Origin of the sequence: Ensifer sp. Root1252 (assembly GCF_001425885.1) — a bacterium.
Taxonomy (GTDB): domain Bacteria; phylum Pseudomonadota; class Alphaproteobacteria; order Rhizobiales; family Rhizobiaceae; genus Ensifer; species Ensifer canadensis.
Map to the genome: position 1 here is coordinate 33,681 of NZ_LMDT01000003.1, position 13,676 is coordinate 47,356.

At 61.4% G+C, this 13,676-nt stretch carries 16 protein-coding genes; 9 read left to right on the forward strand and 7 right to left on the reverse strand.

The genetic code is table 11. The features are described 5' to 3' along the window. Positions 1-6: 6 nt before the first annotated feature. The gene (locus ASD02_RS05780) at positions 7-1,401 is read right to left on the reverse strand and encodes a selenium-binding family protein (protein WP_057220305.1); all 1,395 of its coding nucleotides are present in this window, start codon (positions 1,399-1,401) and stop codon (positions 7-9) included. A gap of 247 nt (positions 1,402-1,648) precedes the next feature. On the opposite strand from ASD02_RS05780, the gene ASD02_RS05785 reads away from it, so the two are divergent. Then, positions 1,649-2,938 (forward strand): hypothetical protein, encoded by a 1,290-nt coding sequence (locus ASD02_RS05785; RefSeq protein ID WP_057220306.1) that lies wholly within the window; start codon positions 1,649-1,651, stop codon positions 2,936-2,938. A 133-nt stretch (positions 2,939-3,071) separates the two neighbouring features. On the opposite strand, the gene ASD02_RS05790 is transcribed toward ASD02_RS05785, so the two are convergent. The 6 genes from ASD02_RS05790 to phnF all read right to left on the reverse strand — a co-directional run bounded on the left by ASD02_RS05790 (position 3,072) and on the right by phnF (position 6,965). After that, positions 3,072-3,602 (reverse strand): dihydrofolate reductase family protein, encoded by a 531-nt coding sequence (locus ASD02_RS05790; protein WP_025429065.1) that lies wholly within the window; start codon positions 3,600-3,602, stop codon positions 3,072-3,074. A gap of 215 nt (positions 3,603-3,817) precedes the next feature. Beyond that, entirely contained in the window at positions 3,818-4,357 is a 540-nt protein-coding gene (locus ASD02_RS05795; protein WP_057220307.1) for a hypothetical protein, read from the reverse strand. A 13-nt stretch (positions 4,358-4,370) separates the two neighbouring features. Continuing rightward, positions 4,371-4,964: a hypothetical protein gene (locus ASD02_RS05800; protein ID WP_057220308.1), complete on the reverse strand. Its 594-nt coding sequence runs from the start codon at positions 4,962-4,964 to the stop codon at positions 4,371-4,373. Continuing rightward, positions 4,961-5,560, reverse strand: coding sequence for a hypothetical protein (locus tag ASD02_RS05805; protein ID WP_057220309.1), 600 nt, complete (start codon positions 5,558-5,560; stop codon positions 4,961-4,963). Before ASD02_RS05805 ends, ASD02_RS05800 begins: the two co-directional genes overlap by 4 nt. Before the next feature lie 119 nt (positions 5,561-5,679). Then, positions 5,680-6,132 carry a hypothetical protein gene (locus tag ASD02_RS05810; RefSeq protein ID WP_057220310.1) on the reverse strand — a complete coding sequence of 151 codons (453 nt, stop codon included), beginning with the start codon at positions 6,130-6,132 and terminating at the stop codon, positions 5,680-5,682. Positions 6,133-6,233: 101 nt separating this feature from the next. Continuing rightward, positions 6,234-6,965, reverse strand: coding sequence for a phosphonate metabolism transcriptional regulator PhnF (gene phnF / locus ASD02_RS05815; protein ID WP_156408366.1), 732 nt, complete (start codon positions 6,963-6,965; stop codon positions 6,234-6,236). A 90-nt stretch (positions 6,966-7,055) separates the two neighbouring features. Between phnF and phnG the strand changes: the two genes are divergently transcribed. From phnG to ASD02_RS05855, 8 genes are all read left to right on the forward strand, one after another. Next, positions 7,056-7,523: a phosphonate C-P lyase system protein PhnG gene (gene phnG, locus ASD02_RS05820; protein WP_057220312.1), complete on the forward strand. Its 468-nt coding sequence runs from the start codon at positions 7,056-7,058 to the stop codon at positions 7,521-7,523. Next, positions 7,523-8,131, forward strand: a complete 609-nt coding sequence (phnH, locus tag ASD02_RS05825; protein ID WP_057220313.1) for a phosphonate C-P lyase system protein PhnH — start codon at positions 7,523-7,525, stop codon at positions 8,129-8,131. Before phnG ends, phnH begins: the two co-directional genes overlap by 1 nt. 3 nt (positions 8,132-8,134) lie before the next feature. After that, entirely contained in the window at positions 8,135-9,241 is a 1,107-nt protein-coding gene (locus ASD02_RS05830) for a carbon-phosphorus lyase complex subunit PhnI (protein ID WP_057220314.1), read from the forward strand. Continuing rightward, on the forward strand, positions 9,238-10,116 hold the full coding sequence (locus ASD02_RS05835) for an alpha-D-ribose 1-methylphosphonate 5-phosphate C-P-lyase PhnJ (RefSeq protein WP_057204658.1): 879 nt from the start codon (positions 9,238-9,240) through the stop codon (positions 10,114-10,116). The genes ASD02_RS05830 and ASD02_RS05835 overlap by 4 nt, the downstream gene beginning before the upstream one ends. Further along, entirely contained in the window at positions 10,113-10,889 is a 777-nt protein-coding gene (gene phnK / locus ASD02_RS05840; protein ID WP_025429075.1) for a phosphonate C-P lyase system protein PhnK, read from the forward strand. Before ASD02_RS05835 ends, phnK begins: the two co-directional genes overlap by 4 nt. Positions 10,890-10,954: 65 nt before the next feature. After that, positions 10,955-11,662, forward strand: coding sequence for a phosphonate C-P lyase system protein PhnL (gene phnL, locus ASD02_RS05845; protein ID WP_057218883.1), 708 nt, complete (start codon positions 10,955-10,957; stop codon positions 11,660-11,662). Continuing rightward, positions 11,659-12,273 (forward strand): DapH/DapD/GlmU-related protein, encoded by a 615-nt coding sequence (locus ASD02_RS05850; protein WP_057220315.1) that lies wholly within the window; start codon positions 11,659-11,661, stop codon positions 12,271-12,273. Before phnL ends, ASD02_RS05850 begins: the two co-directional genes overlap by 4 nt. Positions 12,274-12,820: 547 nt before the next feature. Beyond that, on the forward strand, positions 12,821-13,639 hold the full coding sequence (locus ASD02_RS05855; RefSeq protein WP_244494178.1) for a peptidylprolyl isomerase: 819 nt from the start codon (positions 12,821-12,823) through the stop codon (positions 13,637-13,639). The last annotated feature ends 37 nt before the right edge of the window (positions 13,640-13,676 follow it).

The window sequence follows — 13,676 nt, forward strand, 5'->3', positions numbered from 1 at the left end:
CCCTCCTCACGGATAACAATAGGAATCGGACGAGCAGTCCCCGCCTTCCAGGCGAACCTGATGCGGGCGATGGCCTTTCGGCCAATCGACGAAGAAATTCTCGTCAAACGCGATTCCGCCGCCCTCATTGACATCCAGCTTGACCATCCACCCGTCGATACCGTCGGGATAGAATTGCGGGTCGATTGCGCCATAGAGCGAATTGGTGAAATAGACCCGCTTGCCGTCCCGGCTGATCTCCACCATCTGCGGCCCGCCGTTCAACGCTCCGTTTGCAGCCTTCGGATGGGTCGCTCGTGATACGATCCCACCGATGCGCACTCGGCCCGTCTCCTTCGGGGCGAATGGGTCGGAAACATCATATTGGATCATGTCACCGGTGCCCCAACAGGAAACATAGAGGAACCGATCGTCCATCGACAGGTCGATGTCCGTGACGAGCGGTGCGACCGCGCCGAAGCCCTTGAGCACGGGCGGCAGGAGATCCGGATCGGCGGGCTCTGCCGGGATCTCAATCACCTTCTTGACCGCCCATTGGTCTTTGTCGCGATACCAGGTCCAGATCGATGCCGAGAGGTCCTTGATGCTGATGACACAGCCGACGAAACCGTAGGCCCTGGTCGGATCGTGGGCCGGGCGCAGTTCAAAGATGAGTTGGTGCTCCTCGCCGAGGTCGATCTCCTGCAGGTGCTTGCGTTTGTGCAGATCCCAGAAGTGCAGCCTGCGGCCGTATTTCGAACCGAGCAACACTTCCGGAACCAGCCCGTTCTCGAAGGTATCCGGCGTGCCCCATTCGCTGGTAATCAGCGTGTCGTGACCGAGATGCCACCAGAAGTCATAGGCGAGCTTCTGCGGTCCACGATCCATTTCCCATTGGCCGAGCACGTCGAAACTCTCGTGATCCAGCAAGAAGATGCCGCCGGGCGCATTACCGTCGCGGTCGGCGAGCGCGTTGACGTAGATGCCCTCGGGGCCGCAATGGATGGTGTGCAACCGCGAATAGTTCGCCTTTTCGGCAATTTCGGAAGGCTCGATCACGCGGATGATCTTCGGATTGCGCGGGTCCGGCTTGGTGTCGATGATGTGGAGCCGCGAAGATCTCAACCCCGGGACTACGAGATAGCGACGCTCGACATGCGGGTGCGGCGCATTGGGGCAAAGACAGGAGGAGCAGGCGTTCCAGCCGAAATGATGGAGCTCGTCGCCAACGTTCGGCATATCGACCTGTGCAACGATTTGCGAATAGCTCGGTGACGTCGGGTCGACATCGACCACGGCGATTGCATCCGGCCTCGCTCGCTCAGGATCGAAGGCTGCGACATAGGCCAAGGTTTCCTTGGGAGCCTTGGCCGCCATGCGTGGTGAAGGATAAAAAGAAGGATCGGGTCGCCACGTCGCCATTTCCATTCTCCCTGGAGAATTCCCAATGCGTGGATCCTGATGCAGCCTTTGGTGATGCGGCAAAAACGCGTCGGAATTGCGGCGCATTGCCTCATTTCCTCAAAAGGAGCGACGCGGCTACCTGTCGGGCATTGCATCGATCATCGCCTGGGGCTTACCGCCCCCGCTTGTCGCCCCATCTTCTGTCGGGTTCTTGGTTTGGGGCGCCATGGTTGTGCTCTGACCAAAGTGCACTTATGTTCTGGTCATGACGTCGATAGCAGATGCGCTCGGTCCCATTGGCCTCATGGGACGTTTGCTTGCCCGCTTTTGGCCGCAACTGCTCCTGATCGGGGCGGTAGGGTATATCGTGCGAGACCTGCTGCTGCGTGCCGCGGTCGAGGTGGGTTTGCGCCACCCGCTCGGCGGCATGGTGGTGCTGTCGCTCGTCGTCCTTGCCAAGCTCATCATCGTGGTCCTGATGTTTCTAGCCCTGCGTCCGGGATTGCCCGCGCTGGAATCGCTCCGGCAGACGAAGAGCGCGCCGGTCTCGCCAGGCAAATCTGGCAGCAACGATCGGCGCTTGCTGGCCGTAACCGCCGCAGCGATCTTGCCTTTCTTCGCCTACTACGCGGCGTGGGGCTTCCTCGGCAACACGGTGCGTGAATATTCCCGGCTGGCGCTCGACAACGTCGCCTTCGGCGAGAAGGCCGAATTCTTTAACATCCTCAGTTCAAGCGGCCTGCTCCTGTCCATCGCTGTTTGCTGGGTGGTGCGCTGGGTCGCCAAGCGCATGAGCAAAAAGAGCGAGGCGCCAGCTTGGCGCTTGATTATCGTTGCCGCCGACGCAAGCTGGATCTTTATCGGTCTTTACGGGCTCTCGATTTGGAAGGATGAATTCATCACCTGGCTCGGCGCCGGCAAACTGCTGAGCACTCTTGATTGGGGCAACAGCTTGCAACTGATCGGCGTTGCCTATGCCGCGGAGAACTTCATACCCGTCGAATTTCGCAAGCCCGACTGGCTGGCGCAGGCGCAGAGCCTGTTCTTCTACGCCCTCTTGCCGATGGTCTGGCTAGTGATGGCGGCAATCATCAACGGCTATGAACTTTCCGCGGCCGGTCCCCGCACCATGCCGGCACGGACCAGCGCACGGAGCTGGCGCAAATGGCTCATCGATTTTCTCGAACACTTCGTCAGCGACTATCGCTCGCGTTATGGGCCGGTCTGGACCTGCCTGAAGCTGACACTCGGCGCAGGGCTTGCAACCTTGCTCACCTTCATCGTCGCCTATCGCCTGATCGGTTGGCTTGGGGCCTGGCTTTGGTTTGCAACAACGCGCCTGCTCGGCGTCGAAGAGTTCGCGACCTGGGAGTTTGTATTCAGCATCCTGGTCGTCTTCATCGGCAGTCCCAGCGATCTCGACGGCGGCATCTTGCTCGATGCCATGCGCATCTCGCTGCTGGCAGCCATGCTCGAACGAGCCATTTCGCAGGCAACACCTGCGGCGGCCCCTACAGCGCCGCGCGTCGTATTAGACGCGCAAAGGTCGCTGTAGCACTTCGAATTGCTGCGGGCGTGCAATCCTATCGTCGCACCTGATGTCCGATCTTCGGCTAGCGACGAAAGTGGAAGCTTGGCCCAAAGCGGGCCTGACGCGTCGACGCGAACCTGTCGGGCGAGTTGCGTGATTAGGCAGGAACGTAGGTCAACCTGATCACGTCATCGCCAATCAGATCGCTGGCCACAAAACGAAGCGGCGGCCGGGGGCCGGCGAAGAATGGCTTGCCGTGACCAAGCACGACGGGGTGGAAGTAGAGTCGATACTCATCAATAAGACCAAGGCCAGTCAGGCTTCGTGCCAGGTCTGGTCCGGAAACTGCAATCTCCCCAACGAGCTGGGCCTTCAGCCCACGGACCACCGCCTCGACGTCATCCTCGACGAGTGTGGCGTTGGGGCCGACCGACTTCAACGAGCGCGACACGACCCACTTCGGTTGGCGCCGCCACGCCGCCGCGAATTCGCGTAGCTCCGCACTCCACTCAGGACGGTCTTCGTCCCAATAGCGCATGACCTCGTACATGCGGCGACCGTACACACTGCCGGTCACGTCGCGCACATGCTCTATCCAGTGGCGAAAGAGCGCGGGACCTGGCGCAAACTCCTGGTGGTCGACGTAGCCGTCGAGGGACAGGTTCATTCCGAAGACAAGCTTCGCCATGCTGTAAGATCTCCGATCCAGGGTCTTCAGAATAACTTCGGGCGCCGTTACGCAAAAGTAAGGATGGGCGCAAACTGTTCGCCGCCTTGTCGGTGTGATGAATAACCAAAACGGTTCGCTGCGACATTCGGATCTGCTTCCGGGCAGGATCGGAACGCCCTTCCATCACCGGGACGGAGGTTTCTGCGTGGGTGACAGGCGTCAGATTCTATCCCCTAGCTACGCTTCCACTTGAAAACGAGCGTGCCGTCGTCTGCTCCCAAAACCTCGACCACGAGCGAAAGATCGCTTGCCTTGGCCGGCACCATAAAACTTTCCGCCATTCTGACTGTGCCGCCGTTTCCGGCATTTGCAAATGCGAGGCTAGAACAGCGCGGGCGATCCGCCACTTCGGGATACATCTCGCGCACGATTGGTTCCGTCAGCATCAAGGGCTCGAAGCGCCGCCCCTCCGCATCCACCAGCCGAACGCGGCACGCACTCTCAGCCAGCATTGCCAGATCTTTCGGTTCGCTCTCGAATTCCGCCAGAACAACGCGCGCGTCATCAGATGGACCGGGCAGTCGTTTCAGATCCGCAAGCTTCCATTGCCCGCCCGCATAGGGCTGGACCACACCGCTTTCGACGATGATGTCGCGCTTACCGGAAAACAAAGGCATCTCACGCAAACTATCCCAGGCGTGGACCACTATCGCCAATGGCAGCACGGCGACGAGTGCCACGAGGCAGGTCCAGAACAGGCGTCTTTCGCTCATGACCTGCCTCTCGTCATTTTGCAGCCAGCGTCCACGGCATGCTGCCGCTGCCGCGCGCAAGCGTGATCGATGGTTTGATTTCCAGTGGTGCCTTCTGGTCGAGCGCGATCCAAAGTTCTTCGCCGAGAGGGGTCAGACCAGAGCGCGCGATGAGCAGACGACCGCCGCTGATCGCCGTTTCGGGCAACTCGAATGCTACGAGCACCGGCTTGGGCAAGCCCGGCTCCAGTCGCTCCGTCGGCAGATAGCCACGCATGGTCGAGAAGCGTTGACTAAGGGCATAGCGGATTCCGCTTGGCGACAACCATCCCGCTGATAGCAACGTCAGGCTCTCTTTCTTGGCAACCGCTGCACCTTCGATGACCAACCAGACACCCGAGCTTGAATAGTCGCGCACCCGTCCGAAGCTCTCGGTCTTGAGCGCCCGCGCCAGATGCACATTCGCGGCACCATAGGCAAAGGCATGGCTTTCCACCCGCTCGCCCGCTTTGCCACGGATCGCAATCGGCGACGTGATATCGCCATAGCCCGGCGTGTTGTGCTGCATGGCGTAGAGCACGAGAGCGCCAAGTCCGAGCAACAGGATTGTACGCAACCCGGCGATCATCGCACTGCCTCGTCCGTTTGCCCGCTTACGGCCAGTTCGACGATGGCGGCCTTGCCGTCATCAAACCATCCGGGCGCGCCATAGAGATTGTCGCGCGGTTTGTAGATCTGCTTGGCGACCGAAAAGCGCAGCGCCTTCGGGTTCGGCAAACCCTCCGGCCATTCCCAAACAGCGATGAGTTTCTCCGGCATGCCAGGGTTGATCGCGCTCGCGATCCATTTGTCACGGGCGAGGTAGTAGACCGGCTCTGGAAGTTGGACCGACATCGGCGTCTCGATCGAGACGAGCTGCATGAACGCATTGCTTGTCGCGGCCGAGCGATTGTCGAGTTCAAGGTCGACCGTCAGGAACCGCTTGGGGTCGACTGGCTTGGTTCCCGTAGGGGGAACTTCCGCCATCGAGGCATTGTTTATCGCGATAACCCAACGACCTGCGTCGATTGGCTCGCCCATCCTGGCAAGCTCAACGGGAGCGGGATTGGCCGCCTGATAGACTGCGGTTGCGAAGGAGGCGGCCGCAGCCGCCATGCCTCCGATGCCCGTCACGAGCATCGCCAGAAGACGCCGCTTCAATTTCGACCGTCGCGCGATCGACATCGCACCTCCGCCCAGGTTTGACCGCTCCTGCAACCGCAAGATAGTATGGCTTGGCCGAGAAATCAAAGTTCTCGGGCTTTTCAGCAGTCCCCATCGCACTACGGCAGGCACCGCCGAGATCATTCTTCACTTATCTTGATCTTGCGGACCTTTCCAAAACTCTTGTCTAAGGCGGGCAGCCGCCTCTCGTAGTTGACCTTGACATGGGGGGACGCACCGTGGTCGCTCTCCTTCATCAGGACGACGACCAGCCGACTGTCTGCGAGGGAGAGATGCACCTCAAACGGTTCATCCGCCTGTTTGGCGCCGATGTTAGGCCGCCATCGCCCAGTTCCGCTGGCGTAGGATGTCGGGCCGTAACTGTTGGCAGTCACAACTGCCGACCAGCCCGCTTCGCTGACAACGGTAAGGACAGTGCCGTGCCGAACAACGCTGAGGCAGCCTTGGCAGCGTATGAGCGTCGCGCCCACTTCGCGCCAGAGCCCAGAAATTCCGCCATCGTCCGCCCGCACGGATTGCGCCGCCAGCAGCAAAGTACCGATCAAAACCAGTAAGCCTACACGTCCGCTCACCGAAGCTCGTCTCCACCAATCCGTTCAGACATTTCCTATTGGTCGACTGGGCACGAAGATCAACTTTTGCAGGCAAAAACGAATTAACGCAACCCGGCAGATTACGTTTCGATCCGCAATTTCATTCGGTCGGCGGCAAAACAGCTGCGGGAATACTCCACGGGCTTGCCGTCGAGGTCCGCATTGACCGACTGCGCCTCCAGGACGATCGCACCAGCCGAGAGTTTCAGCATCGAGAGTTCGTCGCTGTCGGCATGGCGGGCGACGATCTCGGTCGAAACGCGCACGTAGTCGTCAAGGCCGTGGGCGGCAAACGCTTTGGTTACGGAATGCCGTTGCTCGAACTCTTCCGCCATGCGGGGAAACCGGGCGGCGGGATAGTAACTTGACGAAACGGAGAGCGGACGGCCATCGCCGCTGCTGACGGTGCGCAATTCGATCACCGGTTCACCCGGCGCGATACCCAGTGCCGAGGCAATGTCGCCAAATGCCTTCAGTTCGGCATGGCCGAGCAGGCGGGTGCCGATCTCCTTCACCTGCCGGCCGAGACCCTGCGAGAAGCGGGTGCGACGCGAGATTGGATAGCTCACCCTCTCCTTGCGCTCGATCATCGTACCGCGGCCCTGGACGGCACGAACCAACCCTTCCTCGGCAAGGGCTGCCAGTGCACTCCTGACGGTGTGCCTGTTGACGCCAAACTCGCCCGCAAGCACCGTTTCGGGCGGCACCATGCCGGCAGCGTCGTAGTCGCCATTGCTGATCGCCAGCCGGATCCGGTCTGCGATCTGCCGCCAGAGTGCGACCCCTGTCTGCCGTTCAACCGCTTTTCGCATTGCCATGTCACAAGCCTGTCATTTGCGGACGCTAAGGAAAAGTATAAGATGTGCACTTGTCTAGATCAATAGACATTTGAGGTGAAAATGATGGATGCGAAGCTGAAACAGGAAAGTCCGCCGGAGATGGCGCGCAGGGAAGGCATGCGGCTGCTGGCCCGTGCGTCTTCGGAAGAACTCATGACGGCATGGGAGGCACTTGCCGACAAGCCTGATGTGTCGCCCGTGCGCGGACCGGAAACGGGCTTGGTCATGGTTCGCGGCCGCATCGGCGGCGGCGGCGATGCCTTCAATCTGGGCGAGGCAACCGTATCGCGCGCGACGATCCGGCTTTCGACCGGCGAAATCGGCCATGGCCAGTTGCTTGGCACCGACAAGCAGCGCGCTCGCCTTGCCGCAATCTTCGATGCGCTCTTCCAGCGTGAAGCCGACCGCCCAGCCGTCGAGGCGCTTCACCGCGCAGTTGCTTCGCGCATCAAGGCGGAAGATCGCCGCACGGCAGAGGAAACCGCCGCGACACGCGTCGACTTTTTCACCATGGTTCGCGGAGACGACTGATGGCCAGCCAATCGCAAATCTATGCCGGCGCCTTTGCCGACCCGGTGTTTTCCGCCCAATCCGTATTCAAGAGCCTGATGGACGGCTTTGCCCGCCCGGGGCAGATCATCCGCCTGGAGGCGTCGAGCATCCCGCCGGCGCCAATGGGCGCGGCTGCCGGAGCCGTGGCCTTGACGCTGTGCGATCACGACACGGCAGTCTGGCTCACGCCCGCCCTTGGCAAATCCGCAGTACCGCAGTGGATCGCGTTCCACACCGGCGCACCGGTGACGGACACCAAAACCGATGCACGCTTTGCCTTTGTCGAGAAGGGCGCGCCGGTGTTGGGCTTCGACCAGTTTTCGCTCGGCACGCAGGAATATCCGGATCGCTCGACGACGCTCGTCATCGAGATCGAAGCGCTGACCGGCGGCGAAACGCTGACCGCCCGCGGACCTGGTATCAAGGACGACATCACCATTGCGGTGCGTGGCCTGCCTGAAGTCTTCCTCGACTTCTGGAGCGCCAACCGCGCGATTTTCCCGCGCGGCATCGACCTCGTGCTGACGGCAGGCGACAGCGTTCTCTGCCTGCCACGCACGTCAAGACTTTCGCGACAGGAGGTTTAACCCATGTATGTTGCAGTGAAGGGCGGCGAAGCCGCCATTGCCAACGCCCATCGCCTCCTCGCCGATCGACGCCGCGGCGACCGCACGTTGCCATCGATCACCATCCAGCAGGTCGTCGAACAGCTTGGCCTTGCCGTCGACCGCGTCATGGCCGAAGCCTCGCTTTACGACCGCGAGCTCGCAGCCCTTGCCGTGCGTCAGGCGCGCGGTGACATGATCGAAGCAATTTTCATCCTGCGCGCCTACCGCACGACGCTGCCGCGCTTCGGCTATTCCGAGCCGGTCGATACCGCGACCATGAAGGTCGAGCGCCGCGTCTCGGCCACCTACAAGGACCTGCCCGGCGGACAATTGCTGGGCCCAACCTTCGACTACACCCATCGTCTGCTCGACCCCTCGTTGATCGCCGACGCGGCGGTCGAGGAACCGGCCGTCAAGGAGCCGGGCGAACATGTGATGCGCGTCTCCGACATTCTCGACGGCGAAGGGCTGATCGAAGGCGACGGCCGCATGCCCGAAGGCCATGTCATGGGCGACCTCACCCGCGAGCCGATGGAATTTCCAATGGCCCGCGACCTGCGCCTGCAGGCCCTGGCACGCGGCGACGAGGGCTTTCTGCTGGCGCTCGCCTACTCGACCCAGCGCGGCTATGGACGCACGCATCCCTTCGTCGGCGAAGTCCGCATCGGCGAAGTCGAAGTCGAACTGGACCTGCCCGAGCTCGGCTTTGCCGTCTCCCTCGGCGTCATCCGCGTCACCGAGTGCCAGATGGTCAACCAGTTCATGGGATCGGCGAAACAGCCGCCGCAGTTCACCCGCGGCTACGGCCTCGTCTTCGGCCAAAGCGAACGCAAGGCCATGTCGATGTCGCTCGTCGACCGCGCGTTGCGCACCGACGAATTCAGCGAAGACATCGTTGCGCCGGCGCAGGACCAGGAATTCGTAATTTCTCATGCGGACAACGTGCAGGCGACCGGTTTCGTCGAACACCTGAAGCTGCCGCACTATGTCGATTTCCAGGCTGAACTCGACCTCGTTCGGCGCATGCGCCGCGACTATGACGCTGCCCGCGCCGGCGGCCAGGACGGCATGAAGGAGGCCGCCGAATGACCGACCTTGCCACCTACAACTTTGCCTATCTGGACGAGCAAACCAAGCGGATGATCCGCCGCGCCATTCTGAAGGCGATCGCCATCCCAGGTTACCAGGTTCCCTTCGCCTCGCGCGAAATGCCGATGCCCTACGGCTGGGGCACCGGCGGCGTGCAGGTTACCGCGTCGATCCTCGGACCGAAGGACGTGCTGAAGGTCATCGACCAGGGCGCCGACGACACCACCAACGCCGTGTCGATCCGCGCCTTCTTCCAGAAGGTCGCCGATGTCGCAGTGACGACGAAGACTAAGGAAGCAACCATCATTCAGACGCGCCACCGCATTCCCGAGGAAGGCCTCAGGGAGGGCCAGACGCTGGTCTACCAGGTACCGATCCCGGAGCCCCTGCGCTTCCTCGAGCCGCGTGAGACCGAGACCCGCAAGATGCACGCGCTCGAAGAATACGGGTTGATGCATGTGAAGCTCTATGAGGACATTGCCCGCAACGGCCATATCGCCACCACCTATGCCTATCCGGTGAAGGTCGAGGGTCGCTACGTCATGGATCCCTCGCCGACGCCGAAGTTCGACAATCCGAAGATGCACATGTCGGAAGCGCTCCAGCTTTTCGGCGCCGGCCGTGAAAAGCGCATCTATGCGGTTCCGCCCTATACCGAGGTCGTCAGCCTCGATTTCGACGATCACCCGTTCGAAGTGCAGAAGTTCGACAAGCCCTGCGCCCTCTGCGGCGCCGAGAACGTCTATCTCGACGAAGTGGTGCTCGACGACAAGGGCGGACGCATGTTCGTCTGCTCCGACACCGACCATTGCGAAGACCGCCGCGACTGCGGCCATGCTGGACACATGCTTGCCCGCCAGGAGGCTGCAGAATGAGTGCCGTACCGCTCCTTAAAGTCAACGACGTCTCGAAATTCTACGGCAGCCGCATCGGATGCCGAAATGTCTCCTTCGATCTTTTCCCCGGCGAAGTGCTGGCGATCGTCGGAGAATCCGGCTCGGGCAAGACGACGCTTCTGTCCTGCCTTTCGACCCGGTTGATGCCGACATCCGGCATCGTCGAATACCATATGCGCGACGGCCAGTATCGGGATCTCGCCCGCATGGGCGAGGCCGAGCGACGCTTCCTGATGCGCACCGACTGGGGCTTCGTCCACCAGAACCCGGCCGATGGCCTCAGAATGACGGTCTCGGCCGGTGCCAATGTCGGCGAGCGCCTGATGGCCGTTGGCGACCGGCACTATGGCAACATCCGTGCTGCCGCCAGCGACTGGCTGGAACGCGTCGAGATCGGCATCGACCGCATCGACGACCAGCCCCGCGCCTTTTCGGGCGGCATGCGCCAGCGCCTGCAGATTGCCCGCAATCTCGTCACCTCCCCTCGCCTCGTCTTCATGGACGAGCCGACCGGCGGCCTTGACGTTTCGGTGCAGGCTCGCCTGCTCGATCTCGTGCGCGGGCTTGTGCACGATCTTGGCCTTGCCGCCATCATCGTCACCCACGATCTCGCTGTCGCACGGCTTTTGTCGCACCGCATGATGGTGATGAAGGACGGCGCCGTCATCGAGCAGGGGCTAACCGACCGCGTGCTCGACGATCCGCGCGAGCCCTATACCCAGCTCCTCGTCTCCTCCATCCTGCAGGTATGACGCATGATCCCGAAAAGTGAAAATCGGTTTTCGATCAAGATCATGCGCAAAGGAAAGTAAGAACCATGGCTACGCCCCTTGTTGTTTCCGAAGTCGCAAAGAGCTTCACCATGCACCTGCGCGACGGCGTGCGCCTGCCCGTCGTCGCCAATGTCTCCTTCTCGGTCAAATCAGGCGAATGCGTCGTTCTCGGCGGCCCTTCGGGCGTCGGCAAGAGTTCGATCCTGAAAATGCTTTACGGCAATTACGGCGTCGATGAAGGCCAGATCCTGATGGAGCACGACGGCAAGCTGGTGAACCTCGCAACCGCCGAACCGCGCACCGTGCTTGAAGTCCGGCGCGCAACGCTCGGATATGTCAGCCAGTTCCTGCGGGTGGTGCCGCGTGTCTCGGCGCTCGATATCGTCGCCGAGCCGCTGCAGGCGCGTGGCGTCGCCATGGAAGATGCCCGCGCACGCGCCGCCGAGCTTCTGTCGAAGCTCAACCTGCCTGGGGAATTGTGGTCGTTGCCGCCCGCGACCTTCTCTGGCGGCGAGCAGCAGCGCGTCAACATCGCCCGCGGCTTCATCACCGACCACAAGATCCTGCTTCTCGATGAGCCGACGGCTTCGCTCGACGCGAAAAACCGTGCGGTGGTCGTCGAGATGATCGCCGAGAAGAAGGCGAAGGGAACGGCATTGATCGGCATCTTCCACGATGAGGAAGTCCGCGACGCGGTGGCTGACCGCATTCTCGACGTGTCGGCCTTCTCGCCGCGAAAGGCCGCCGCATGAGCCAGAAACTGGGGCTCGAGCCTTTCATCCACCCGACCGCGAGCGTCAACAACTCGACGCTCGGCCGCTATACCGAAGTCCAGGAGCGCTCGCGCCTGGAAGAGGTCGAGTTCGGCGACTACTCCTACATCATGCAGGACGGCTCGATCTGGTGCGCGACGGTCGGCAAATTCGTCAATATCGCTGCCGCGGTGCGCATCAACGCCACCAACCATCCGACCTGGCGCGCAACGCTCCATCACTTTACCTATCGCGCTCCGAACTACTGGGACGATACCGAAGTCGATCACGATCTTTTCGCCTGGCGCCGGTCGAACCGGGTGACGATCGGCCATGACGTCTGGATCGGTCACGGTGCGACGGTGCTGCCAGGCGTCAATGTTGGCAACGGTGCGGTGATTGGGGCCGGCGCTGTCGTCTCCAAGGACGTAGCACCCTATACGATCGTCGGCGGCGTGCCGGCAAAGCTCATCCGCGATCGGTTCAATGCCGGTATCGGCGAACGGATGGACAGCCTTGCCTGGTGGGATTGGGACCATCAGCGCCTGCGCAAGGCGCTCGACGATTTCCGCGAACTGACGGCCGAGGAGTTTCTCGTTCGCTACGCCTGAGCACGCCGACATCAGCGCCGCAGTTGGGGCCGAGGCTGCCCCCTCGGCAGAAACGCCTCGAAAGGCCGGATTGGGTGGGGGGTTGCGGACGCTAGGGAGCGTCATGCGAAGTTGGCTGTTCGCCGTCGAGCGCGCATTCTTCAGTCCTGGATTGCAAACTAACTGATTGCAACTACTATATATCGCCCAGAATTACAAAGCTTACCGGGGGTAAGGACAATCATTTCACCGACAAAGAAAGCCGACAGGCATCTGCAAGTTAAACCGCAGTGCGCGATAGGAATATACACTATGCAAGCGGGATAAAGCCATGCGAAGTGACGTAAACATCACATCGAATACATATTGCAGATTATGCCGTTCCTGGCGCATAAATGTCATCGGCACCGCCCTGGAAAAAAGTGGCGGACGTTGGTCGAATAGAGGAACTGCACTGACCTTGTGACTTTGAATTTTCTTCTCTGCCACTCACCGGAAGGAACACGGAGCTGGCTGTATGAAGTTGCTCAGAGAACCTCTACTGCATTTCGCCGTCGCCGGCGCTGTCATGTTTGGCGGCTACTCATGGTTGCATGACAATCGGGCGCAGGACGGGGCTGAACCTGTCCGCATCGGCGAGGGCGACATCCGATGGCTGAGGCAGACGTGGTCGAGCCAATGGTTACGTGATCCGACCGCCGGCGAGTTGAAGGGAATGGTCGACGGTCTCCTGAACGAAAGGCTTCTGGCACGAGAGGCCAAGGAGATGGGCCTCGATCAGGATGACACCATCATCCGCCGCCGCCTGGCGCAAAAACTCAAATTCATGATTGAGGACACCGCCCAACTGGCTGAGCCGACTGAGGCGGAACTGCGGAAATTCTACGCCGCCAACTCGTCGCGCTTCGAGACGCCTGGCAAGTTGTCGTTCAAGCAGGCCTACTTCAGTCCCGAGCGCCGCGTTGACGCTGCGGCAGACGCCAAGGCGGCGCTCGCCAAATTGAACGGCGGCGACGTCGAGCCGGCGGCAGGCGACCGGCTGCTCCTCGGGAACAGCTTCGACGATGCAGACGCAGCGGCTATTTCGGCCATGTTCGGTGCCGATTTCGCGCACGACGTCCTGGCACTTCAACCGGGCGGGTGGAGCGGACCGGTGAAATCCGGCTATGGCTTCCATCTGGTGTTTGTCACACAGCGCGCGTCGGCAACTCCGAAACCTTTCGAAACGGCGCGGGACGCTGTCCTCGCAGAGTGGCGCAGCGCGAAGCAAGCCGAACTTACCCGCAATTATCTCGCCGAGCTTCGCAGGAAGTATGGAGTCGAACTGGATGACGGCGTGAGCGCGACTCTGGGTTCCGAGCCCGCGTCGAAGGCGGCTGCGAAATGAGCGGGCGACCCCGCCCATCCATGTTCGTGCGAGAGGC